33 protein-coding genes are annotated in these 23,108 nt (G+C 45.2%); 5 read left to right on the top strand and 28 right to left on the bottom strand.

Annotation, left to right across the window (positions count from 1 at the left end; all coding sequences use genetic code 11):
* Positions 1–122: 122 nt before the first annotated feature.
* Positions 123–2,105, top strand: coding sequence for a methyl-accepting chemotaxis protein (locus tag ACXAH2_RS15660; protein ID WP_475079780.1), 1,983 nt, complete (start codon positions 123–125; stop codon positions 2,103–2,105).
* A gap of 24 nt (positions 2,106–2,129) precedes the next feature.
* On the opposite strand, the gene ACXAH2_RS15655 is transcribed toward ACXAH2_RS15660, so the two are convergent.
* Entirely contained in the window at positions 2,130–2,279 is a 150-nt protein-coding gene (locus tag ACXAH2_RS15655) for a hypothetical protein (protein ID WP_475079779.1), read from the bottom strand.
* On the opposite strand from ACXAH2_RS15655, the gene ACXAH2_RS15650 reads away from it, so the two are divergent.
* Entirely contained in the window at positions 2,265–2,348 is an 84-nt protein-coding gene (locus ACXAH2_RS15650; protein WP_475079817.1) for a hypothetical protein, read from the top strand. The two genes, ACXAH2_RS15655 and ACXAH2_RS15650, sit on opposite strands and share 15 nt — an antisense overlap.
* Before the next feature lie 92 nt (positions 2,349–2,440).
* On the opposite strand, the gene ACXAH2_RS15645 is transcribed toward ACXAH2_RS15650, so the two are convergent.
* Positions 2,441–2,746, bottom strand: coding sequence for a helix-turn-helix domain-containing protein (locus tag ACXAH2_RS15645; protein ID WP_475079778.1), 306 nt, complete (start codon positions 2,744–2,746; stop codon positions 2,441–2,443).
* Between the two features lie 584 nt (positions 2,747–3,330).
* Here ACXAH2_RS15645 and ACXAH2_RS15640 point away from each other — a divergent pair.
* Entirely contained in the window at positions 3,331–4,680 is a 1,350-nt protein-coding gene (locus ACXAH2_RS15640; protein WP_475079776.1) for an SNIPE associated domain-containing protein, read from the top strand.
* A gap of 9 nt (positions 4,681–4,689) precedes the next feature.
* Positions 4,690–5,931 carry a GIY-YIG nuclease family protein gene (locus tag ACXAH2_RS15635; RefSeq protein ID WP_475079774.1) on the top strand — a complete coding sequence of 414 codons (1,242 nt, stop codon included), beginning with the start codon at positions 4,690–4,692 and terminating at the stop codon, positions 5,929–5,931.
* Positions 5,932–6,128: 197 nt separating this feature from the next.
* On the opposite strand, the gene ssb is transcribed toward ACXAH2_RS15635, so the two are convergent.
* Entirely contained in the window at positions 6,129–6,854 is a 726-nt protein-coding gene (gene ssb, locus ACXAH2_RS15630) for a single-stranded DNA-binding protein (protein WP_475079772.1), read from the bottom strand.
* A gap of 30 nt (positions 6,855–6,884) precedes the next feature.
* The gene (locus ACXAH2_RS15625; protein WP_475079770.1) at positions 6,885–8,243 is read right to left on the bottom strand and encodes an MFS transporter; all 1,359 of its coding nucleotides are present in this window, start codon (positions 8,241–8,243) and stop codon (positions 6,885–6,887) included.
* A 155-nt stretch (positions 8,244–8,398) separates the two neighbouring features.
* Between ACXAH2_RS15625 and uvrA the strand changes: the two genes are divergently transcribed.
* Positions 8,399–11,218 carry an excinuclease ABC subunit UvrA gene (uvrA, locus tag ACXAH2_RS15620; RefSeq protein WP_475079769.1) on the top strand — a complete coding sequence of 940 codons (2,820 nt, stop codon included), beginning with the start codon at positions 8,399–8,401 and terminating at the stop codon, positions 11,216–11,218.
* A gap of 152 nt (positions 11,219–11,370) precedes the next feature.
* Here the strand turns inward: uvrA and rplQ are convergent, their stop codons facing one another.
* The 24 genes from rplQ to rplB all read right to left on the bottom strand — a co-directional run bounded on the left by rplQ (position 11,371) and on the right by rplB (position 23,096).
* The gene (gene rplQ, locus ACXAH2_RS15615) at positions 11,371–11,748 is read right to left on the bottom strand and encodes a 50S ribosomal protein L17 (RefSeq protein ID WP_353666897.1); all 378 of its coding nucleotides are present in this window, start codon (positions 11,746–11,748) and stop codon (positions 11,371–11,373) included.
* A gap of 42 nt (positions 11,749–11,790) precedes the next feature.
* Positions 11,791–12,795, bottom strand: a complete 1,005-nt coding sequence (locus ACXAH2_RS15610; RefSeq protein WP_013797819.1) for a DNA-directed RNA polymerase subunit alpha — start codon at positions 12,793–12,795, stop codon at positions 11,791–11,793.
* Between the two features lie 33 nt (positions 12,796–12,828).
* The gene (gene rpsD, locus ACXAH2_RS15605; RefSeq protein ID WP_475079767.1) at positions 12,829–13,449 is read right to left on the bottom strand and encodes a 30S ribosomal protein S4; all 621 of its coding nucleotides are present in this window, start codon (positions 13,447–13,449) and stop codon (positions 12,829–12,831) included.
* Between the two features lie 16 nt (positions 13,450–13,465).
* Positions 13,466–13,858 carry a 30S ribosomal protein S11 gene (gene rpsK, locus ACXAH2_RS15600; protein ID WP_009836290.1) on the bottom strand — a complete coding sequence of 131 codons (393 nt, stop codon included), beginning with the start codon at positions 13,856–13,858 and terminating at the stop codon, positions 13,466–13,468.
* Between the two features lie 65 nt (positions 13,859–13,923).
* Positions 13,924–14,280 carry a 30S ribosomal protein S13 gene (rpsM, locus tag ACXAH2_RS15595; RefSeq protein WP_353666894.1) on the bottom strand — a complete coding sequence of 119 codons (357 nt, stop codon included), beginning with the start codon at positions 14,278–14,280 and terminating at the stop codon, positions 13,924–13,926.
* A 121-nt stretch (positions 14,281–14,401) separates the two neighbouring features.
* Entirely contained in the window at positions 14,402–14,515 is a 114-nt protein-coding gene (rpmJ, locus tag ACXAH2_RS15590) for a 50S ribosomal protein L36 (RefSeq protein WP_012071915.1), read from the bottom strand.
* A gap of 19 nt (positions 14,516–14,534) precedes the next feature.
* On the bottom strand, positions 14,535–15,866 hold the full coding sequence (gene secY, locus ACXAH2_RS15585) for a preprotein translocase subunit SecY (protein ID WP_353666893.1): 1,332 nt from the start codon (positions 15,864–15,866) through the stop codon (positions 14,535–14,537).
* Positions 15,867–16,301 carry a 50S ribosomal protein L15 gene (gene rplO / locus ACXAH2_RS15580; protein WP_353666892.1) on the bottom strand — a complete coding sequence of 145 codons (435 nt, stop codon included), beginning with the start codon at positions 16,299–16,301 and terminating at the stop codon, positions 15,867–15,869.
* A gap of 1 nt (position 16,302) precedes the next feature.
* A complete protein-coding gene (rpmD, locus tag ACXAH2_RS15575) occupies positions 16,303–16,488 on the bottom strand; it encodes a 50S ribosomal protein L30 (RefSeq protein WP_475079765.1) in 186 nt (61 codons plus the stop codon).
* 6 nt (positions 16,489–16,494) lie between these two features.
* Positions 16,495–16,995: a 30S ribosomal protein S5 gene (rpsE, locus tag ACXAH2_RS15570; RefSeq protein ID WP_353666891.1), complete on the bottom strand. Its 501-nt coding sequence runs from the start codon at positions 16,993–16,995 to the stop codon at positions 16,495–16,497.
* Between the two features lie 10 nt (positions 16,996–17,005).
* Positions 17,006–17,356 (bottom strand): 50S ribosomal protein L18, encoded by a 351-nt coding sequence (gene rplR, locus ACXAH2_RS15565; RefSeq protein ID WP_475079764.1) that lies wholly within the window; start codon positions 17,354–17,356, stop codon positions 17,006–17,008.
* Positions 17,357–17,366: 10 nt separating this feature from the next.
* The gene (gene rplF, locus ACXAH2_RS15560; RefSeq protein ID WP_353666889.1) at positions 17,367–17,900 is read right to left on the bottom strand and encodes a 50S ribosomal protein L6; all 534 of its coding nucleotides are present in this window, start codon (positions 17,898–17,900) and stop codon (positions 17,367–17,369) included.
* Positions 17,901–17,908: 8 nt separating this feature from the next.
* Complete coding sequence (gene rpsH, locus ACXAH2_RS15555; protein WP_475079762.1) at positions 17,909–18,301, bottom strand: 30S ribosomal protein S8; 393 nt, start codon at positions 18,299–18,301, stop codon at positions 17,909–17,911.
* Positions 18,302–18,431: 130 nt separating this feature from the next.
* Positions 18,432–18,737 carry a 30S ribosomal protein S14 gene (gene rpsN / locus ACXAH2_RS15550; protein WP_353666887.1) on the bottom strand — a complete coding sequence of 102 codons (306 nt, stop codon included), beginning with the start codon at positions 18,735–18,737 and terminating at the stop codon, positions 18,432–18,434.
* 12 nt (positions 18,738–18,749) lie between these two features.
* On the bottom strand, positions 18,750–19,289 hold the full coding sequence (rplE, locus tag ACXAH2_RS15545) for a 50S ribosomal protein L5 (protein ID WP_475079760.1): 540 nt from the start codon (positions 19,287–19,289) through the stop codon (positions 18,750–18,752).
* Between the two features lie 17 nt (positions 19,290–19,306).
* On the bottom strand, positions 19,307–19,624 hold the full coding sequence (rplX, locus tag ACXAH2_RS15540; RefSeq protein ID WP_475079758.1) for a 50S ribosomal protein L24: 318 nt from the start codon (positions 19,622–19,624) through the stop codon (positions 19,307–19,309).
* Positions 19,625–19,640: 16 nt separating this feature from the next.
* A complete protein-coding gene (gene rplN, locus ACXAH2_RS15535; RefSeq protein ID WP_113875592.1) occupies positions 19,641–20,009 on the bottom strand; it encodes a 50S ribosomal protein L14 in 369 nt (122 codons plus the stop codon).
* Between the two features lie 51 nt (positions 20,010–20,060).
* On the bottom strand, positions 20,061–20,321 hold the full coding sequence (gene rpsQ, locus ACXAH2_RS15530; protein ID WP_013797833.1) for a 30S ribosomal protein S17: 261 nt from the start codon (positions 20,319–20,321) through the stop codon (positions 20,061–20,063).
* Position 20,322: 1 nt separating this feature from the next.
* Positions 20,323–20,514 carry a 50S ribosomal protein L29 gene (gene rpmC / locus ACXAH2_RS15525; protein ID WP_110577370.1) on the bottom strand — a complete coding sequence of 64 codons (192 nt, stop codon included), beginning with the start codon at positions 20,512–20,514 and terminating at the stop codon, positions 20,323–20,325.
* Positions 20,515–20,928, bottom strand: coding sequence for a 50S ribosomal protein L16 (rplP, locus tag ACXAH2_RS15520; protein ID WP_013797835.1), 414 nt, complete (start codon positions 20,926–20,928; stop codon positions 20,515–20,517).
* Positions 20,929–20,938: 10 nt separating this feature from the next.
* Positions 20,939–21,619: a 30S ribosomal protein S3 gene (gene rpsC / locus ACXAH2_RS15515; protein WP_353666884.1), complete on the bottom strand. Its 681-nt coding sequence runs from the start codon at positions 21,617–21,619 to the stop codon at positions 20,939–20,941.
* Between the two features lie 14 nt (positions 21,620–21,633).
* Positions 21,634–21,966 (bottom strand): 50S ribosomal protein L22, encoded by a 333-nt coding sequence (gene rplV, locus ACXAH2_RS15510; protein ID WP_353666883.1) that lies wholly within the window; start codon positions 21,964–21,966, stop codon positions 21,634–21,636.
* Positions 21,967–21,980: 14 nt separating this feature from the next.
* A complete protein-coding gene (rpsS, locus tag ACXAH2_RS15505; RefSeq protein WP_012071932.1) occupies positions 21,981–22,256 on the bottom strand; it encodes a 30S ribosomal protein S19 in 276 nt (91 codons plus the stop codon).
* Between the two features lie 15 nt (positions 22,257–22,271).
* Positions 22,272–23,096 carry a 50S ribosomal protein L2 gene (rplB, locus tag ACXAH2_RS15500; protein ID WP_475079755.1) on the bottom strand — a complete coding sequence of 275 codons (825 nt, stop codon included), beginning with the start codon at positions 23,094–23,096 and terminating at the stop codon, positions 22,272–22,274.
* Between the last annotated feature and the right edge of the window lie 12 nt (positions 23,097–23,108).

Below are 23,108 nucleotides of genomic sequence, written 5' to 3'. Positions count from 1 at the left end.
AAAAATAGAAGACCGAGGTGTCTTTACCTTCCATATGCCTTTGATTAGAAAAGCGCGATATTCTCAAATCCTTCTATAATTAAGCCTTTAACTAATAAAGATATGAAATGGAGCTTGATGACGTGATAAAAACTAGAGCCAACACACCATCCAGTAAAAATCGAAACTATCTTTTCAGTAAAATGGTACTAGCCTGCACTTTATGTTTTGGCTTATCGCTGGCTAGCCTCATAGGTATCACAAATTATGTGGCGACTGAGGACTTTAAAGACGCCACAATGGTTGCCTTGCAAAATTCCGCTGAAGACAAAGCAAGTCAGTTGAACACCACATTCGACAAACAAGAAACCCTGTCGGTTACACTCGCCGCTTCACCCACCCTAGTCGAATACGCTGAAGACTTTCGCTACAACACTAACCGCAATGAGCGCTTAGCCGAGAAGGCTCGGGCTTTTCTTAACAAAGTGCAGCAATACAGTAACGGACTTTATGAAAATACGTTTATAGTAAACTACGATCGAAAAATCGGTGTCGACGGCATTGGTGGCGTTTCAGAAGGGTATTATTTTGAGGATGCCCCAATTCCAAATGCCACCATGGCCATATTAGAAACCGGTAAATATTTAGTCGGTGACTCACTGCTTTCTCCTATTACAGGTCGCCCCGGTATGATGGCATCCACTCCCATTTTGGATGAAAATAAGAAGCCGATCGCCATTCTCAGCACACCGTTAGATTTGCTGACGATTGCCAATAACCTCATCAATACAAAGGGCAGCATATTACACTTTTTGGTGAACACTGATGGACTCGCAGTGGTTGCCCCCACCGCAGAGGACACCTTCAAGCTCGACTTCAGTAAAGAAGCTTCGCTCAGTACATTTTGGCAATCTCTATCGAATCAAAAAACAGGGGGATTTAACTATCGCGGTCAAGAATACATAGCAGCGGCACACCCGTTAAACGTGCAAGGGTTAACCCTCGTCATTGCCGAACCGGAAGAAAACTATCTTGCACGAGTAGAAAACCTACAAACAGACCTCATTTGGGTTGCAATTGGCTGTGCCGTCATCAGCATACCAGCTCTCGTATTGCTGATCTTCTTAATCACTCGCCCCTTGCTTAGCCGCCTAAAACAAGCTATGAAAGCAGCCGAGCGTATTGCCTCAGGAGACTTAAGCCAACCTATTCAGAGTACTGGTAATGATGAAGGCGCGCGCTTACTGTCCGCACTTTATAACATGCAAACAGATTTAAAAGACACCGTATCTGGCATAGTCGAAACCTCAAAAAAACTCGGTTCAACCTCCAATACATTACAGCAACAAACACAACAGGCCAGTGAACGCACCCTCGAACAACAACACGATATTGAATCCTCTGCCGCCTTATTAGATGAGATGGTACATTCAGTTCAAACCATTGCTACCCACGCAGCCACGGCAGCAGACGCCTCCAAACATGGCGAAACGCAATCTGACGCGGGTCAAGCGAGTATGGGTAAAATTGTAAGCGCAATGAATAACTTAGCTTCAGAAAACGACAAAACTCAAGCTCAGGTTATCGATTTAGCAGAAAAATTAACCACTATTGGCAGCGTATTAGGCACCATTCGATCCATTGCTGAACAGACCAATCTACTGGCCTTAAACGCTGCTATTGAAGCTGCCCGTGCTGGTGAAAGTGGACGTGGATTCGCTGTCGTGGCCGATGAAGTTCGCCAATTGGCACAACGGACGGATGCGTCAACACAAGAAATCGATAGCATTTTGAGCCAGTTACAAGAAGGCAGCGAAAAAACCACGGCTCTCATGGCAAAAAGTACACAAAGTGTGGGAGACGTTGTTGAACTCTCGCAGCAAGCACAAAGCGTTTTGCAAAATATTGCGGAAGCCATTCACCAAGTCAACGAAGGGAACACTCGTATTGCAGAGTCGACAGACGATCAATCCATTCGGGCACAAAGTGTTAATAAGCGCTTAACTAATATTCAACAGGGCGCGCAACAAAGCGTCAGCACCAGCCAAGAGTTTTTGCAATCGGCGGAAGATCTAAACCATATGGCCACCACATTGAATAAATTGATTTCTCGCTTTTCACTGTAAAACACGAAAACAACGGAGCATTAGTCACACTGGCTTATCCTCGACTTGATGCAATAAATGTCGCAGCCCAAGACAAGCTTTTAACCCGGTGGCGGGCATTTCTACATCGTCGGGCATTGGCAAGGTAAAACTCGCCGATGGCAACTCAGTGTCAGGTTCATCTGCGAACCTCATGCCATCGCAGACGCCACGGACATCACCCACTTCGGTGGCTGGCGCAGCTGCTTGGCAAGCTCGAAATAACGCTTGATCTATAAGCTTAAAAAAGCGAAAAGCCTACGTATCAAGGATACGAAGGCTTTTCATGTGGCTAAGTTAAAAACTATTGGGCCTGATTACAGCAGCACATCCAAGCCTTTATCAGCGATCAAATTAAGTAACTTCAATGATGGGCCATTCGGCTTCTTCACGCCCTGCTCCCACTTTTGAACGGTCGACTTGCTGGTGTTCAAATAGGCAGCAAAGACACCTTGGCTGGCGCGATTATCAGTACGAATTTTTTTGATTTCAGCGGCTGTAAAGGCTTTTACGGGAGGCAAACACATAGCATCAAACTCACGCAGCGTCGTCTCTTTCATCACGCCAGCATGGTACAACTGCTGAGCGGTATCTTGCACCACGTCTAAGATTGATTTATCCATTATTTTTTTACCTCGATCAATACACCATGTTCAATGGCGATAATGAGTTCGATATCACTGTACTCCAGCAACGCTTTCGCTAACCTTCTGAGCGCTCTCAATTCATCCGCATCATTAGTCCTTAATCTAATTTGAAGTAAAGTGTAGCACTTAGAGCCACACTTTCATTAATTTTTTTGATCAGTGTGAGTGAAATAGGTGTTCTTAAGTTAACATCATTCGCTCTAGTTGCAGGCTTAAAAATCACTGCGAAGCAATAATGGGAAGGAATCACGCAATACCCAAAAATACATCGAGTACATTGATGTGAGATTTGAAGGGAATCCCTAAGACTATGAGCCAGTTTTTCCCCAGCTATCTAGTAATTACTTAATGGGACCCCGAGCCGATTTATTGCAGTTGACCTTAAAAGCTTTATTTCGACAGTTCATCAACTCTTAAGAAAGGCGATAAATACAAAGTACCACCATATACACCATGCTGCCAACCTGCTATCAAAGCTAGTTCGTATCCAGAAAGCTGGTCGATAACTTGAAAAGTGTGCTTAACTCTTTAAATGAGAATATCTGTTTAAAGGAATATCAATGTTTGAAAATGTAGAAATGTTCGACTTTGTATGGGCAGGAATAGCACTGTTAACTTGCATCTTTTTTTCGTTAGCGAGCGTTGCCCATAGGAATCGGAAGAAGCTACTTATAGATATCAATAGAAAGAAACAAGCTCTTGAAGACAACCCTATCGAACAAATAATTCAAGAACTGCAAAGAAAAGCACATGAGATCGAAGATAAAATTAAGCTTGGACAGCCGATTTACTCAAAGCTAAAAAATGAACTAGCACTAAAAAAAGAGCAGCTTAAATACATAGATGTGGGGCTCTTTCCTCCTACCTACAAATTTGATGACAGCCAATCTCTAAAGAACAAAATCTCTGAATGTATCGAGCGTCAGTATCAAGTTATCAGATCTGGGCATGCTACAAGCGCCTATTCAAACTGGGAATGGTTTGGTAATAAGGCTAAAGGAGCTCAGATGATCAGTTCCTATCAAAGCCTTCTCCTAAAAGCCTTTAATGCCGAATTCGATATGATTCGAAAAATGATGCGTCACTCTAGCTATGATACCGCCCTAAACAAACTCAAACGACTAGAACAACAGTTAGAAAAACTAGGGGAAACAGCAAATGTTACGATTTCAAATGAATACTTCAATCTAAAGATAGAGGAGCTGACGATATGGCACCAAGAATTGCTGCATAAAGAGGCAATTAATCAGCAGAAGAAACAGCAACAACAAATACTTCGAGAGCAAGCAAAACAAGCTGGTACTGATACCGACAAGCTCGAAGATGAAATTGATTACAAAAAGTCGGATCTTATAAAAGCTCAAAAAATAGCTAAGGAACTTCATGGGGCAAACGCATTGGATATGGAGCAAAAGATTGCTTTAATGCAAGAAGAGATTCAGCAGCTAGAAAGTAATTTTGAGAGGGCTATTTCCCAAGCTCAAGTCACAAAAGCTGGCTATATATATGTAATTTCTAACATTGGCAGTTTTGGAGATGACGTTGTAAAAATCGGAATGACTCGCAGACTAGAACCAATGGATCGAGTAAATGAACTAGGCGACGCCAGCGTGCCATTTAGGTTCGATGTACACGCCCTAACATTCGTTTCAGACGCACCTAAAATAGAGAGAGAACTCCACCGCAAATTTAATGAAAAACGTGTAAACACTGAAAATAACCGAAAAGAATTTTTTAGAGTAACTCCTCAGGAGGTTGCCGAAGCCATGAAGGAACTCGACATCGAGTGTGACTGGTACTTTGAAGTAGAGGCAAAAGAGTATCGTGAAAGCCATCTAATCAGAGAGACTAGCAAGCTAAATTCTAGAGAAACACTTCCTATTTCCAAGCAACTACCAGAGTCCATTTGAGGAGCCTTTATGTACGTTACCATCGCTTTAAGTGTATTAACATTACTCTCATTAATTTTACTAGCAAAGGCTCGGTCGAAGTTCAAAGAAGCACAAGCAGTAGATGGGGCATTAGAGAAAATTTATGCTCCTGCGACTGAGAAAGAACAAGCACTTTCCGATATTACAAATAACTACCTTGCCTTACAGGAAAATTATAAAGCAGATATGTCGCATCTTAAAGAATGTGAAATACGACTATCTCATTTCCACCTTGGCGTTGGGACAACTGACGTCATCACCTATAACAGCTCATCACAGTCACATGATTTGGAAGACCTTGAGAGTAAACTATCTCAGACCAGACAAGCGATCAAGCAGCTAGTTAGCGATAAGAAAGCGTGCATCTGCTCAATAGGAAATGACGTTGTAGTGAATGGCAAGAAGTCGGAGGCGAAGAAGTTATTCAATCGAGAAATAAAATTAAGACTACGATGCTTAGACAACGAGTTTAAAGCTGCTGCAGCTTTGGTCGACTGGAACAATATCAACCGCCTTATAGAGCGAACAAAGGATACATTTCAGGATATTAACTCTTCCGCTGATTTAGTGAAAACACACCTAACTAAAGAGTATTTGCAGCTGAAAATTATGGAACTAAGGCTAGGTTACGAAATAAACCAACTTAAGCAAGATCTTAAGGAAAAGCAGCGTCAAGAACTTCAAATACAAAGGGAGGCTGAACGTGAAGAGAAGCGCATAAAAGCTGCAGCTCAGAAGGCAGAAAAAGAACGCCTAACTATGGAGCGATTAGTCACTGAAGAGCTTAGTAAACTTGAAGCGAGCACTGAAGAACAAAAGGCCTTATATGAAATTCATAAACAAGAACTTGAAGTGCTACGTGAGAAAGCAAAAAGAGCGATATCTTTAGCTCAACAAACAAGAGCAGGCTATGTATATGTGATCTCTAATAAGCTGTCTTTTGGCGATGGAGTAGTAAAAATAGGAATGACAAGACGTGCTGACCCATATGATCGTGTAAAAGAGTTAGGAGATGCTTCAGTCCCCGAACTTTTTGATGTCCATGCATTTGCATTTACTGAAGATGCACCAACACTTGAACGATTCTTACATAACAGATTTTCAGATCAAAGGGTGAATCTGGTAAATGGAAGGAAGGAGTTCTTTTTCGCTTCGGCTGATGAAGTTATTACAGAAATGAAGCACTATGAAGGTAAGTACGAGCTAAATGAAATAGTAGCCCCTGTTTAGCTTGGTATCGCCGACAGTTAGCTATCCAAAAGATAGGTGCCCATCACAATCAAGCGGGTTAGAGTTACATTAACTATGCTTCCAACATCCATTCTCATTTATAGCAGACAAATCTTAATTTTCCACTCACCAAACAAAAAGCCCCGATATACGGGGCCTTCAGAAACAAACTTTACACTTTTAGTCTCAGGTAAATCCTAGAACGGAATATCGTCATCAAAGTCGTCAAAGTTTGGCGCTTGTTGTGGCTTTTGCTGCTGTGGCGCTTTTTGTTGTGGCGCTTGCTGCGGAGCCTGTTGAGGTTGGTTACCCCAGCTACCAAAAGATTGTGGCTGCGCTTGTTGTTGCGGAGCTTGTTGCTGTGGCGCTTGACCGTAGCCGCCTTGTGCTGGCTGCTGGTTAAAGCCGCCTTGTGGCGCACGCTGTTGCGGTGCTTGTTGTTGTGGTTGCTGTTGCGGTTGTTGCGGCGCTTGGTTAAAGCCACCTTGTGGCATTTGTTGCTGTGGCGCTTGACCGTAGCCACCAGCTTGACCTTGCATGTTGTCGTAACCACCAGCAGAAGGAGCCGCACCATCGTTACGACCGTCTAGTAGTTGCATTTCGCTGGCAATGATTTCTGTGGTGTAACGTTTGATGCCGTCTTTTTCCCACTCACGGGTGCGCAACGACCCTTCAACATAGACTTTTGAGCCTTTCTTGATGAAGTCACCAGCGATTTGACCTAGACGGTAGTTACCACGGTCCATGAAAGACACTCGGTGCCATTCAGTACGCTCTTGCATCTGGCCTGTTTGCTTATCGCGCCAGCTTTCGGTGGTCGCTAGGCTGACGTTTGCCACGGCGCCACCAGATGGCATGAAACGCACTTCGGCATCGTTGCCGGCGTTACCTACAATTATTACTTTGTTTATTCCACGTGCCATGACGTTCTCCAACTGAAATTAGTTCTTTCTTTATACATTAGCTTGTGGCGCAAGTTGCACCAAGGCTGCTTTATCTAGCTGTTTTTTGTCCACTTTAAGATAAGCGGTTTGTTCATCTTCGAATAGTTGCATGCCTTCCACTCCTTGGACGCTTGCAAGTTGTTCGGCCAGCACTGAGATTTCTGTGCTGGTCATCTTGGGTAGGCTAAAGGCTAAGCTGGTCAATTGGCGCGGTGCCGGTTGCACCATACTGACCACAGACCAAGCGATAAAAACCGCGCCTACCACGAAAAAGACGCCTTCATTCACATGATGTTGCAACAGCCAGCCACCGCCTGCGCCGCCAATGAAGGAACCAATAAATTGATGGGTTGAAAAGACCCCCATTGCAGTACCACGATACCCAACAGGCGCTAATTTGCTGACCATTGAAGGCAATACCGCTTCCATAGCATTAAAGCCAATAAAGTACCCCCACAATAACACAGCAAACAGCCAAAACAAGGTGGCGTATTGTAAACCAATTGAGCTGATACCCAACAGGATAAATACACCAATAAGGACTTGTTTCATCTTACCTTTGGCCTCGGCAATGATGACCAAGGGCAACATGCCAACGAAGGCAAAGCCCATGATCGCCAAGTAAAGCCAGCTGTGCTGAGAGAGAGGTAACGCGAACTCATTGATCAGACGCCCAGGCACCACGACAAAAATGGCGGTTAAACTCGCATGCACAAATAACACGCTGACATTTAAATAACGCAAACGAGCGTTCTTCATCACCGCCCCTAAGGCGACTAGGCTCGGTGTGGTATCGCGACGAAAGGTATGTTGCACACTGTTTGGCACAGCAAAAACGATCAACAAAATGCCGACAAAAGATAAGGCAAACGACAAATAGAACAAGCCCGACAAGCCAACCAAGGCAAATAACCAAGGGCCAAACACCAGCGACAACATAAAAGAAGCCCCAATGCTCACCCCAACGCTCGCCATGGCTTTGGTGCGATTCTGCTCACGGGTCACATCACTCAGTAAGGCCATTAAGGTACTGGCAATAGCACCTGCCCCCTGAACCGCACGACCTATGATCAGCGTATTGATGTCGTCGGCGTTAGCACAGATTAAGCTGCCCAGCGCAAACAACAATAAGCCGATGACAATAACGCGTTTGCGGCCAATCTTATCCGACCACATGCCCATGGGGATTTGCAGGCTGGCTTGGGTTAAACCATAGATGCCAATGGCCGTACCAATGAGTGCCGCGTCGGCTCCGCTCAGGCCATCGGCTGCTACGCTAATCACTGGCATGATGAGGAATAAGCCCAACATGCGGAACAAATAAATCAACGCTAAGGCAAGAACTGAACGACGTTCGAGTAGATCCATAAGGAGGTCACAACCACTTAACTTGAGGGTTAAGGAAAAAAGATGCTAATTTTACCGAATTTACCGTTGAAGCTCCATGTTAACTACTGTAAAAATAGACAGTTATTTTATTAAATGCAGAGTGACTTCTGTTGATCCGTTTTCTTTGGAGACCCATGGATACCATTACCATACGCGGGGCCCGCACCCACAACCTGAAAAATGTGGATTTAGACATTCCAAGAGACAAGCTTGTTGTCATCACGGGCTTATCAGGCTCTGGTAAATCCTCTCTCGCTTTTGACACTTTATACGCAGAGGGGCAACGTCGCTATGTAGAGTCTTTGTCTACCTACGCAAGACAGTTTTTGTCTATGATGGAGAAACCCGACATAGACCATATTGAAGGTTTGTCACCCGCCATTTCCATTGAGCAGAAGTCGACTTCTCATAACCCGAGATCGACCGTTGGTACCATTACCGAAATCTACGATTATTTGCGTTTGCTGTTTGCTCGTGCTGGTCAACCACGTTGTCCTGATCACGGTGAACCATTGGAAGCACAAACCATTTCACAAATGGTGGACAAGGTAATCTCTCTTCCCGAAGACACCAAGATGATGCTGTTAGCGCCCATTGTGAAAGATCGCAAAGGTGAGCACTTACACACCATTAATGATTTATTATCCAAAGGCTTTATTCGCGCTCGCATCGACGGCATTGTGGTCGACTTAGACGATGCCCCAGCCTTGGAAAAAAACAAAAAACATACCATTGAAGTGGTTATTGATCGCTTTAAAGTGCGCCCTGACCTGCAGTTGCGTTTGGCTGAATCCTTCGAGACCTGTTTGGAATTGTCGGATGGCATCGCCAAAGCCATCAACATGGACGCACCAGAAGAAGAGTATATTTTCTCCAGTAAATTCGCTTGTCCTGTGTGTGGCTACAGCCTAACGGAACTCGAGCCGCGTTTGTTCTCCTTCAATAATCCAAATGGCGCTTGTCAAACCTGTGACGGTTTGGGCACACACCAGATGTTTGATCCTGAGCGCATCATTCAGGACGACACACTGACCTTAGCAGAAGGTGCCATTCGCGGTTGGGGACGACGCAGCATTTTCTATTATCAGCAGCTTACCGCTCTTGCCAATCACTATGGCTTTGATATCGATACGCCTTATAAGGACATTCCGGACAATTTTAAAAAGCGCATTTTGCATGGTTCAGGCAGCGACAAAATTAGCTTTGTTTACATCAATGAGCGCGGCGATAAGATGACGCGATCTCACGCCTTTGAAGGTGTGATTCCGAATCTACAACGTCGTTATCATGAAACCGAATCGGATAGCGTGCGTGATGACTTGGCTAAGTACATCAGTGTGCAACCTTGTCCTGATTGTCATGGTTCACGTTTGAACCGCTCAGCGCGAAATGTCTTCATTCAAGAACAAACCTTACCTGAGATAGTGACCTACTCTATTTCAGACTGCTTGAACTATTTTGAAAACTTACAGCTAACGGGCGCAAAAGCCGAAATTGCCGCCAAGATTCTGAAAGAAATCCGCGATCGTCTGACTTTCTTGGTCAACGTGGGTCTGGAATATTTAACACTCGACCGCAAAGCTGACTCTCTGTCGGGTGGTGAGGCGCAGCGTATTCGACTGGCAAGCCAAATTGGCGCTGGTTTAGTTGGCGTAATGTACATTTTGGATGAGCCTTCTATTGGCTTACACCAGCGTGACAATGAACGTCTTATCGCCACACTGACTCGTTTAAGAGATTTGGGCAACACCGTTATTGTGGTAGAACACGATGAAGACGCCATCCGCATTGCCGACCACGTTGTGGATATTGGCCCGGGGGCTGGTGTGCACGGTGGACAAGTCATTGCCAGCGGCACACCGCAAGACATTATGGATTGTGAGTCCTCTATTACCGGCAAGTTCCTAACAGGCGAACGCAAAATAGAGGTACCGGCAGTACGTCACCCAGCAAAAGATGGCAAACATCTGAAATTATTAGGTGCCACTGGCAATAACCTGAATAACGTGGATTTGAGCATTCCTTTAGGTGTCATGACGTGTGTGACAGGCGTGTCTGGCTCAGGCAAATCTACTTTGATCAATGGCACCTTGTATCCACTGGCGGCAACGGCGCTTAACGGTGCGACTACTTTAAAGCCTGCGCCACATAGTAAAGTAGAAGGCATGGACGAATTCGACAAATGTGTTGATATTGACCAAAGCCCTATCGGCAGAACACCACGCTCAAACCCGGCCACTTACACTGGCATTTTCACGCCAATGCGTGAACTCTTCTCAGCGACACAAGAAGCGCGCTCCCGTGGTTATAAACCTGGGCGCTTTAGTTTTAACGTCAAAGGCGGCCGCTGTGAAGCTTGTCAGGGTGATGGCGTGATCAAGGTGGAAATGCACTTCTTACCTGATGTGTATGTGCCTTGTGATGTGTGTAAAGGCAAACGCTATAACCGTGAAACCCTAGAGATACATTATAAAGGTAAGAACATTCATGAGTGTTTGGAAATGACCATTGAAGACGCTCGCGAATTCTTTGATCCTGTACCGTCCATTGCTCGTAAGTTACAAACTTTAATCGATGTGGGCTTGGGTTATATTCGCTTGGGCCAAGCCGCCACGACCTTGTCAGGCGGTGAAGCACAGCGTGTTAAGCTGGCAAAAGAATTGTCTAAACGTGATACTGGCAAAACTCTCTACATCCTCGATGAGCCAACCACGGGGTTGCACTTCGCGGACATTGAGCAGCTATTAAAAGTACTGCATCGCTTACGTGACCACGGCAATACCATAGTGGTTATTGAACATAATCTGGACGTGATCAAAACCGCCGATTGGATCGTTGATCTAGGGCCAGAAGGTGGTAGCGGTGGTGGCTACATCATTGCCGAAGGCACACCAGAAGCAGTGGCAGAAGCGGAAGGCTCACACACAGCTCGCTTCCTTAAAACCATGTTGTAATCTGTTAACAAGATACTAAAAACGCCAAACAAGCGATTGTTTGGCGTTTTTTAGTGGAAAAGTTTGTCACTTATCCACTTTTAAAATTTTAAATTTTCTTCAAGCACAAAAAACCGGACTCAAGAGTCCGGTTTTTTTATTACAAACTGATATTACTCAGCGGCTTCCGCTTCTGGTCGATCAACCAATTCCACGTAAGCCATAGGTGCGTTGTCACCTGCACGGAAGCCACATTTAAGAATGCGAACATAACCGCCAGGACGAGCTTGGTAACGAGGACCAAGTTCTGAGAACAATTTACCTACTGCGTCTTTGCTACGAGTACGAGCAAAGGCAAGGCGACGATTCGCTACGGAATCAACTTTCGCCAATGTGATCAAAGGCTCTGCAACACGGCGCAATTCTTTTGCTTTTGGCAAAGTTGTTTTAATAACTTCGTGCTCAAACAAAGAAGCAGCCATATTTTTGAACATCGCTTTGCGATGCGAGCTAGTACGGTTTAAGTGACGTCCACTCTTACGATGACGCATTATACATTCCTTACCAAACTACGGTGGTCAGGGAACAATGACCTAGCGAGCTAGAACTTTGCTATCGTCTTTCAAACTAGCTGGTGGCCAGTTTTCTAGACGCATTCCCAAAGACAAACCACGCTGTGCTAAAACATCTTTGATTTCTGTTAACGACTTTTTACCTAAGTTAGGCGTCTTAAGAAGCTCAACCTCAGTACGTTGAATCAAATCACCGATGTAATAAATGTTCTCTGCTTTCAAACAGTTAGCACTGCGAACGGTCAATTCAAGATCATCAACCGGGCGTAGCAAAATTGGATCAATCTCATCCTCTTCTTCTTCAACAGGCGCTTCGCTTTCGCTTTCTAGCGCAACAAATACTGCGATTTGTTGTTGAAGAATAGTCGCTGCACGACGAATAGCTTCTTCTGGATCGATCGTACCGTTAGATTCGATGTCTAACACCAATTTATCTAGGTCAGTACGTTGCTCAACTCGAGCATTATCGACACTGTAAGCAACACGGCGAACAGGGCTGAATGAGGCATCCAGTTGCAAGCGACCAATTGGACGAGTCTCATCGTCGCCAGCAACACGAGCATCAGCAGGCTCATAACCACGACCACGAGCAACTTTGATCTGCATAGTTAACTCTGCAGTATCATCCAAGTGCGCTATAACGTGATCTGGGTTTGCGATCTCAGCGTCAGCAACCAACTGGATATCACCAGCCGTCACAACACCAGGACCTTTTTTACTTAGAGTAAGAGTTGCTTCATCTTGCCCGTGTAGAGCGATCGCAACTCCTTTCAGGTTAAGAAGAATTTCAATTACATCTTCTTTAACCCCTTCGATTGCGCTGTATTCATGTAATACACCGTCGATTTCGACTTCTACAATTGCACAACCTGGCATCGAAGATAAAAGAATGCGACGTAGCGCATTACCCAAAGTATGACCAAAACCACGTTCTAGTGGTTGTAGCGTAACTTTAGCGCGCGTTTTGCCTAGTTCCTGAACTTCAATGTTTCGTGGGGTTAACAATTCGCTCACTGAACGCTGCATAGATCCACCTATATCTTAATCCCAATCACCGACTTACTTAGAGTAAAGTTCGACGATTAGGTTCTCATTAATTTCAGCTGATAAATCGGCACGTTCTGGAGCAGCTTTGAAAGTTGCTTCCAATTTAGTTGCATCAACTTCGATCCAGTGGATCGGTGCACGATTTTTAGATAGCTCTAGTGCGCTTTGTACACGCAATTGCTTCTTAGCTTTTTCACGGATAGACACAACATCACCAGCTTTCACTTGGTAAGATGGAATGTTAACCGTTTCACCGTTAACTAGAATGCCTTTGTGACCAACTAGCTGACGAGCTTCCGCACGTGTAGAACCAAAACCTGCGCGATAAACAACGTTATCCAAACGAGATTCCAAAAGTTGCAAAAGGTTTTCGCCAGTTGCGCCTTTTAGACGAGCTGCAGATTTGTAGTAATTACGGAATTGTTTTTCTAGTACGCCGTACATACGACGAACTTTTTGTTTCTCACGTAATTGCAAGCCGTAATCAGAAAGACGTCCGCGACGTGCACCATGCACACCAGGAACTGTTTCTGCTTTACATTTAGACTCAAGAGCGCGTGAACCGCTCTTCAATTGCAAGTCGGTACCTTCACGACGAGACAACTTACAAGTTGGACCTATATAACGAGCCATATGTCTGTCTCCTCAATTAAACGCGACGTTTCTTAGGTGGACGGCAACCATTGTGTGGAATTGGCGTCACATCTGTGATGTTGTTGATACGCAAGCCCAATGCATTCAATGCACGAACTGCGGACTCACGACCTGGACCAGGGCCCTTGATCATTACGTCTACGTTTTTAAGGCCGAATTCTTGTGCGACAGCACCGGCACGTTCTGCTGCAACCTGCGCAGCAAATGGTGTACTTTTACGAGAACCGCGAAAACCAGAACCACCTGCAGTCGCCCAAGACAAAGCATTGCCTTGACGGTCGGTGATAGTCACGATCGTGTTGTTAAAAGACGCGTGTACATGAGCAACACCGTCGACAACCGTCTTTTTGACTTTTTTCTTGGTATTGCGCGTAGCTGGCTTAGCCATATTGCACTTTCCTAAATTAATGCTCAGCTCTAGCGTATTTTCAGCTAGAGCGAAACGCGTTTAAATTACTTACGAATTGGCTTACGAGGGCCTTTTCGTGTACGAGCGTTCGTTTTGGTACGTTGACCACGAACAGGTAGGCTGCGGCGGTGACGAATACCGCGATTACAACCTAGGTCCATCAAACGTTTGATAGACATACTGACTTCACGGCGTAAGTCACCCTCTACAGTATACTTAGCAACTTCGCCACGTAATTGGTCAAGAACGTCATCGCTCAAAGAACCAATTTTCGCAGTTTCAGCAACACCTGTAGCAGCACAAATAGCGCGTGAACGAGTGCGACCGATTCCGAAGATGTAAGTCAGAGAAATGACCGCATGTTTATTGTCAGGAATATTGACACCGGCTATACGAGCCATTCACTTTACTCCGTTGTTATTGATGATTAATTCATCACTTTACTTTTATGAGGGCGGCTGATTATGCCTACATTCGTAGAATAAATCAACCACCCATTCCCATCGTCGAGATGACTCGCTGTTAGCCTTGACGCTGTTTGTGGCGAGGCTCAACACAAATCACTCGAACTGAACCGTTACGACGAACGATTTTGCAGTTACGACAGATTTTCTTTACAGATGCACGTACTTTCATGTTCAACTCCAACCTATGCTTATCGCATTAGGCCATTTGGACCATAACCAGTCAAATTAGACTTCTTCATTAATGACTCGTATTGCTGACTCATCAAGTGACTTTGTACTTGCGACATAAAGTCCATGACAACCACTACTACGATCAACATAGAGGTGCCGCCAAAGTAGAACGGAACGTTCCACGCAACAACAAAGAACTGAGGCATCAATGACACTAGCGTGATGTACAAAGCACCAAACAATGTCAAACGCGTCATTACTCCATCAATATATCGAGCAGTATGATCGCCTGGACGAATACCCGGTAAAAAAGCACCGGATTTTTTCAAGTTATCTGCCACATCTTTAGGGTTGAACACTAGGGCTGTATAGAAAAAGCAAAAGAAGACAATTGCAATCGCAAACAACAGCACATAGAGCGGTTGCCCAGGAGCCAGAGCCAAAGAAATATTTTGCAACCACTCCATGCCTTCACCTTGACCGAACCATTGGCCGATCGATGCAGGGAACAATAGAATACTGGATGCAAAAATTGGCGGAATTACACCGGCCATATTTACTTTAAGAGGCAAGTGACTCTTTTGTGCAGCAAACACTTTTTTGCCTTGTTGACGCTTAGCATAGTTAACTGTAATACGACGTTGGCCACGTTCTATGAAGACAACGAAAGCGACCGTCGCAATAGCTAAAATACCAATCAACAACAAGGCCAATATATTAATATCGCCTTGGCGAGCCGACTCAAATGAGCGGCCTAGAGCAGAAGGTAAACCTGCGACGATACCAGCAAAGATCAGAATGGAAATACCATTACCAATGCCTTTTTCTGTCACTTGTTCACCTAACCACATTAAGAAAACAGTACCGGCAACCAATGTCACAACCGCTACAGCATAAAACTGCAAACCTGTGTCAAAAGAAATGCCTTGGCTTGCTAGCCCTACCGCCATCGAAGCAGACTGAACCAGTGCCAATAAAACCGTACCGTATCGAGTGTACTGGGTAATCTTACGACGCCCCGCTTCACCTTCTTTCTTAAGTTGCTCTAACTGCGGACTCACGACCGTCAATAACTGCATAATGATTGAGGCAGAAATATAAGGCAGGATCCCAAGCGCAAATATACTCATACGCTCAAGAGCGCCACCTGAGAATACGTTAAATAAACTCAGTATTGTGCCTTCATTTTGATCAAACAGTGCTGACAATCTATCTGGGTTAATACCAGGAACCGGAATGTGTGCACCAATTCGATATACAATAATTGCCAAGAAAACAAAACGAATGCGAGCCCAAAGCTCGCTTAATCCACTTTGCATTCCGGCAGGTAGTGAGCCACGCTTTGCCATTTATTCCTCGACTTTTCCGCCAGCTGCTTCAATAGCGGCACGAGCACCTTTAGTCACTTTAAGACCGCGAACAGTAACCGCTTTGTCGATAGAACCAGACAAGATTACACGAGCAGTTTTAATCTGATGACCTAGAATGTCGGCGCTTTTAAGAGCAGCCAAATCTACAACTTCAGCATTTACAGCAGCAAGCTCGTTTAGACGAACCTCAGCAACATACTTAGCCTGACGCGAAGTGAAACCAAATTTTGGCAGACGTTTCTGCAAAGGCATTTGACCGCCTTCAAAACCAGGTTTTACTGAGCCACCGGAACGAGACTTAAGGCCTTTATGACCACGTCCACCCGTTTTGCCCAAGCCACTACCAATGCCGCGGCCTACACGTTTAGGAGCATGCTTGCTACCTTCGCCAGGGCGAATAGTATTTAAGAACATGTTACTCTCCTACCACTTTAACCATGTAATAAACTTTATTGACCATGCCACGTACAGAAGGAGTATCTTCCAACTCACGTGTTTGGCCAACTTTACGCAAACCCAAGCCTTTAATAGTTTCACGGTGCTTTGGAAGACGACCGATCGGACTACGGGTTAGTTGAACTGTGATGGTTTTATTCGCCATGACACATTACCCCAAAATTTGATCGACAGACTTACCGCGTTTTGCCGCGATTTGCTCAGGCGCTTTCATATCCTGCAAACCTTTGATCGTAGCGCGAACTACGTTTACTGGGTTTGTAGAACCGTAACATTTCGCCAATACGTTGTGCACACCAGCGATTTCTAGAACCGCACGCATTGCACCACCGGCGATGATACCTGTACCTTGAGAAGCAGGCTGCATGTATACGTTTGACGAACCATGCGTTGCTTTCACAGGATACTGAAGAGTATCGCCATTTAACTTAACAGAAACCATGTTGCGGCGAGCCTGCTCCATTGCTTTCTGAATAGCTTGAGGAACTTCACGTGCTTTACCACGACCGAAGCCTACCTTGCCATTACCGTCACCAACGACTGTCAAAGCTGTGAAAGAGAAGATACGACCACCCTTAACAACTTTTGCAACGCGGTTTACCTGAACTAGCTTCTCTTGGAGGTCGCTAGTTTGTTGTTCATTAACTGCCATTTGCTACCCCTTAGAACTCTAGACCGGCTTCACGCGCAGCATCAGCTAGAGCTTGAACGCGGCCATGGTATTTGAAGCCAGAACGATCGAAAGCGACCGAAGTGACGCCTGCTTCTTTAGCGCGAGTAGCAATCAAAGTACCTACTTGTTTAGCAGCTTCTTTGTTACCCGTCGCGGTAGCACGTAGAGTTTCTTCCACTGTAGAAGCGCTCGCTAGCACTTTGCTACCACATGGAGAAATCACTTGAGCATACATATGACGTGGTGTGCGATGTACAGTAAGACGATTCGCACCTAACTCACGAATATGCAAACGCGCACGACGTGCACGACGAATTCGAGATTGTTTTTTAGTGTTCATGAATGCCTACCTACTTCTTCTTAGCTTCTTTACGACGAATAATTTCGTCAGCATAGCGAACACCTTTACCTTTGTAAGGCTCAGGCGGACGGAAACCGCGAACTTCTGCAGCAACCTGACCAACGGCTTGCTTATCAATACCTTTGATCACGATTTCTGTTTGAGAAGTACATTCAGCTGTTACGCCTTCAGGTAGTTCATAATCTACTGGGTGAGAAAAACCCAAAGACAGGTTAAGTACTTTACCCTTTAGGGCAGCACGATAACCAACACCTTGAAGAATCAATTTTTTCTCGAAACCTTGGCTTACACCAACAACCATGTTGTTAACCAATGCACGAGTAGTACCAGCTAGGGCACGGCTTTGTTTAGCACCATCGCGTGCAGCGAAAGTGATAACGTTATCTTCTTTAGATACTTGTACGCTTGCGTGAACGTTAAACTCTAGAGAACCTTTGCCACCTTTAACTACAAGGTTTTGGCCATTTAGAGTTAAATCTACACCACTAGGAAGCGTCACTGGGCTATTAGCAACTCGAGACATACTAACTCCTAGAATACTGTGCAGATTACTTCGCCGCCGATACCAGCAGCACGAGCTGCACGATCTGTCATCACACCTTTAGAAGTAGAGATGATAGCAACACCAAGACCAGCTTCTACTTTAGGTAGGTCGCCAGAGCCTTTGTATTGACGCAAGCTTGGACGGGAAGCGCGTTTAATTTGTTCGATAACAGGCTTACCTTCGTAGTATTTCAACTCGATAGTAAGTGTTGGCTTAACTGCCTCATCTACAGAGAAGTCACCAACGTAACCTTCTTCACGCAGAACTGCAGCAATCGATGCCTTCATTTTTGACGAAGGCATGCTCACAGATGTTTTTGAAGCCATCTGTGCATTACGGATACGAGTAAACATATCCGCAAGGGTATCTTGCATACTCATTTAAGAGCTCCTAAATAAAAAAACCATTGTGCAGCAAATAGAGCTCGCGCATAGTACACAGCAGCGAGCGGAATGTCCAGCTTTTAGACACCCCACTCACTGCTATGTATTATGATCGCGCTCTACTTGCTTACCAACTAGCTTTCTTCAAGCCTGGTACATCACCACGCATAGCTGCTTCACGCAACTTGATGCGAGACAAACCGAAACGACGGTAAACACCGTGTGGTCGACCTGTCACTTGGCAACGATTACGCTGGCGAGAAGAAGATGAATCGCGAGGAAGCTGTTGCAACTTAAGCGTTGCTTCCCACTTTTCATCGTCCGATGCATTAACGTCGCTAATGATCGCCTTTAGAGCAGCACGCTTTTCAGCGTACTTAGCTACTAATTTGGTGCGTTTTGCTTCGCGTTGAACCATTGAAACTTTTGCCATGATTCCTACCTCTTATTTCTTGAAAGGGAAATTAAAGGCGGCTAACAAAGCACGACCTTCTTCGTCGTTACGAGCGGTAGTTGTGATTGTGATATCAAGACCACGTACACGATCCACTTTATCGTAATCGATTTCAGGGAAGATGATCTGCTCTTTCACACCCATGCTGTAGTTACCACGACCATCGAAAGACTTAGGATTAAGCCCACGGAAGTCACGGATACGCGGGATAGCAACATCAACCAAACGGTCAAAGAAATCCCACATACGCTCACCACGTAGCGTTACTTTACAACCGATCGGGTAACCGTCACGGATTTTAAAGCCTGCTACCGATTTGCGCGCTTTAGTTACTACAACTTTTTGGCCGCTAAGTGCTTGTAGATCATTTACCGCATGCTCAAGAAGTTTCTTGTCTGCGATAGCTTCACCAACACCCATATTTAGTGTGATTTTAGTGATTTTAGGCACTTCCATCACGTTCTTGTAGCTAAACTCTTCTGTCAGTTTTGCTACAACTTGATCTTTATAAACTTGCTTAAGTCTCGCCATGGCTATAATTCTCGCTCTTAGGCGTCGATCGCTTCACTATTTGATTTAAAGATACGTACCTTAGTACCGTCTTCATTCAATTTAAAGCCGACGCGATCCGCTTTACCAGTAGCATTGTTAAAAATGGCTACGTTAGAAACCTGGATAGGTGCTTCTTTTTCAACGATACCGCCAGTCGTACCCTTCATTGGGTTTGGCTTCTCATGTTTCTTGACCATATTTACGCCAGAAACAAGAACACGATTCTCGTCTACTACCTTAACAACTGTACCGCGCTTACCTTTGTCTTTACCGGTAATCACGATTACTTCGTCGTCACGTTTGATCTTACGCATAAATGTCCCCTCCCTCTTACAGCACTTCAGGTGCAAGAGAAACAATTTTCATGAATTGCTCAGTACGCAACTCACGTGTTACAGGGCCAAAGATACGAGTACCAATAGGCTGTCCAGAAGCGTTCAGTAGAACCGCAGAATTTACATCAAAACGGATTACAGAACCATCAGGACGACGAACACCTTTCTTAGTTCTAACGACAACAGCGTTTAGAACCTGCCCTTTCTTAACACGACCGCGAGGGATCGCTTCTTTAACTGTGACCTTAATAATGTCACCGATAGCAGCATAACGACGATGTGAGCCACCCAGTACTTTAATACACTGAACACGCTTAGCGCCGCTGTTATCTGCTACATCAAGCATCGATTCCGTTTGAATCATTACTGCTCTCCAATCAAATTAGATAACAAGTCTCACGAAGGAAGGAGCAGCTTAAACAGCTGCCGCTTTCTCAACAACTTGAACCAGATTCCAAGTCTTAGACTTAGAGTAAGGACGTGTTTCTACGACCTTAACGGTATCACCGATCTGACACTCATTGTTTTCATCATGAGCGTGTAATTTTGTCGAACGACGTACGAACTTACCGTATAGAGGATGTTTTTCTGTACGTTCAACCAGTACTGTGATGGTTTTATCCATCTTATCGCTTACTACTTTACCAGTAGCTGTGCGCGCTTTTGTTTCTGCCATCTTAGTTACCTGCCTTATCATTTAGCACGGTCTTAACACGTGCGATATTGCGGCGAACTTGCGAGAGCAAATGAGTTTGCGCTAACTGACCAGTGGCTTTCTGCATGCGCAGAGTAAATTGCTCACGTAGCAGTTCGATCAAGGTCGCTTGTAGCTCAGCTACAGACTTTTCTTGCAGTTCTTTTGCTTTCATCTACATCACCGTACGCGTTACGAAAGTTGTGGACAGAGGAAGCTTAGCCGCAGCCAATGCAAATGCTTCACGAGCTAGCTGCTCTGAAACACCCTCAACTTCATAAAGCATCTTGCCAGGTTGAATTTGAGCAACCCAGTATTCTACGCTACCCTTACCTTTACCCTGACGAACCTCAAGAGGCTTCTGAGTAATAGGCTTATCAGGGAATACACGAATCCAAATCTTACCACCACGCTTGATGTGACGAGTCATTGCACGACGCGCCGCTTCAATTTGACGAGCAGTAATACGACCACGCTCGGTCGATTTCAATCCGAATTCACCAAAGCTAACTTGGTTACCGCGAAGCGCTAGACCGCGGTTACGGCCCTTCTGCATCTTACGGAACTTAGTACGTTTCGGCTGTAACATGACTTACCCCCTACTTAGACTTCTTCTTTTGTGCGCCTTTATCAGCACGCACTTGCTCAATACCGCCCAAGATTTCGCCTTTGAAGATCCACACTTTAACGCCAATGATGCCGTATGTAGTGCTTGCTTCATAAGTAGCGTAGTCAATGTCTGCGCGTAGAGTGTGAAGAGGTACGCGACCTTCACGGTACCACTCAGCACGTGCAATCTCTGCACCGCCTAAACGACCACTTACCTGAACCTTGATACCTTTCGCGCCTGCACGCATAGCGTTTTGTACTGCACGCTTCATTGCACGGCGGAACATAACACGACGCTCAAGTTGGCTAGCGATGTTTTGCGCTACCAATTTCGCATCCATTTCAGGCTTACGAATTTCTTCGATGTTGATATGAACTGGTACACCCATCATTTCTGACACAGCGTTACGTAGTTTCTCAACATCTTCACCTTTCTTACCAATCACAATGCCCGGACGAGCTGTGTGAATCGTAATACGAGCTGTTTGAGCAGGACGCTGAATCTCAATACGAGAAACAGATGCCTGAACTAATTTTTTCTCCAAATACTCACGTACCTGAAGATCATTTAAAAGCAGCTTAGAGTAGTTTTGATTATTCGCATACCAAGTAGAAGTATGATCTTTAACTATCCCTAGGCGTATACCAGTTGGATGAACCTTCTGACCCATTGGGTTTCTCCTAATTAGTCAGCGACTTTAACTGTAATATGGCAACCGCGCTTTAAAATACGGTCAGCACGGCCTTTGGCACGTGGCATAATACGCTTGAGAGTCATCGCCTCATCAACGTACGCCGTAGATACACGCAAGTCATCGATATCAGCACCTTCGTTATGCTCTGCATTCGCAATAGCAGACTCCAGTACTTTCTTGACAATTGCTGCCGCCTTTTTAGGACTGAACGATAAGATGTTCAGTGCTTCGCTAACAGATTTGCCACGGATTTGATCTACAACCAAACGGGCCTTCTGCGCTGAGAGGCGAGCACCCTTTAATGAAGCGCTTACTTCACTCATGTTAATACCCCTTTTTACCGTTTGGCTTTCTTGTCCGCAGCATGACCGCGATATGTTCGGGTCGGAGCGAACTCACCCAATTTATGACCGACCATGTCTTCAGTTACTAGAACTGGAACATGTTGGCGACCATTATGGACAGCGATAGTCAACCCTACGAAGTCAGGGAAGATAGTAGAACGGCGCGACCAAGTTTTAATTGGACGACGATCGTTTTTCTCTACCGCAGCCTCTACCTTTTTCAACAAATGAAGGTCGATAAAAGGACCTTTTTTTAGTGAACGTGGCACAGTCGTTTCCTCTTATTACTTAGTACGACGACGTACAATAAGTTTATCAGTACGCTTGTTACTGCGCGTTTTGTAGCCTTTAGTTGGGACACCCCAAGGTGTAACTGGGTGACGACCACCTTTACTACGACCTTCACCACCACCATGCGGGTGATCTACAGGGTTCATCGCCGCACCGCGAACGGTAGGACGAACACCACGCCAACGCGTAGCACCAGCTTTACCAAGAACTCGCAAGCTATGCTCAGAGTTTGATACTTCACCTAAAGTAGCACGACATTCAGTCAATACTTTACGCATTTCGCCAGAACGTAGACGAAGAGTAACGTAACGACCTTCACGAGCTACCAATTGAGCTGAAGCACCTGCAGAACGTGCGATTTGCGCACCTTTACCTGGCTTAAGCTCAACACAGTGAACAGTACTACCAACAGGAATATTTTGCAGAGGCAAAGTATTACCCGCCTTGATTGGCGCATCAGCACCACTAAAGACAACATTGCCTGCCGTCATACCTTTGGAAGCGATAATGTAACGACGCTCACCATCAGCATATTTAATCAATGCAATGTTTGCAGAACGGTTTGGATCATATTCCAAACGCTCAACTACCGCTGGGATACCATCTTTATTACGACGGAAATCAACCATACGATAATGCTGCTTATGACCACCACCTACGTGACGCGTAGTGATGCGTCCGTTATTGTTACGACCACCTGATTTGCTTTTCTTGTCTAGCAAAGGTGCATAAGGTGCGCCTTTGTGCAAATCACTGTTAGTAACTTTAACAACGTGACGACGGCCTGCAGACGTTGGCTTACTTTTTACAACAGCCATTGACCTATCTCC

The organism is Marinomonas sp. ABL3_031 (genome assembly GCF_056161265.1).
Note: the sequence above shows the minus strand (reverse complement) of the source record. Positions and strands in the feature narration are given on the sequence as shown.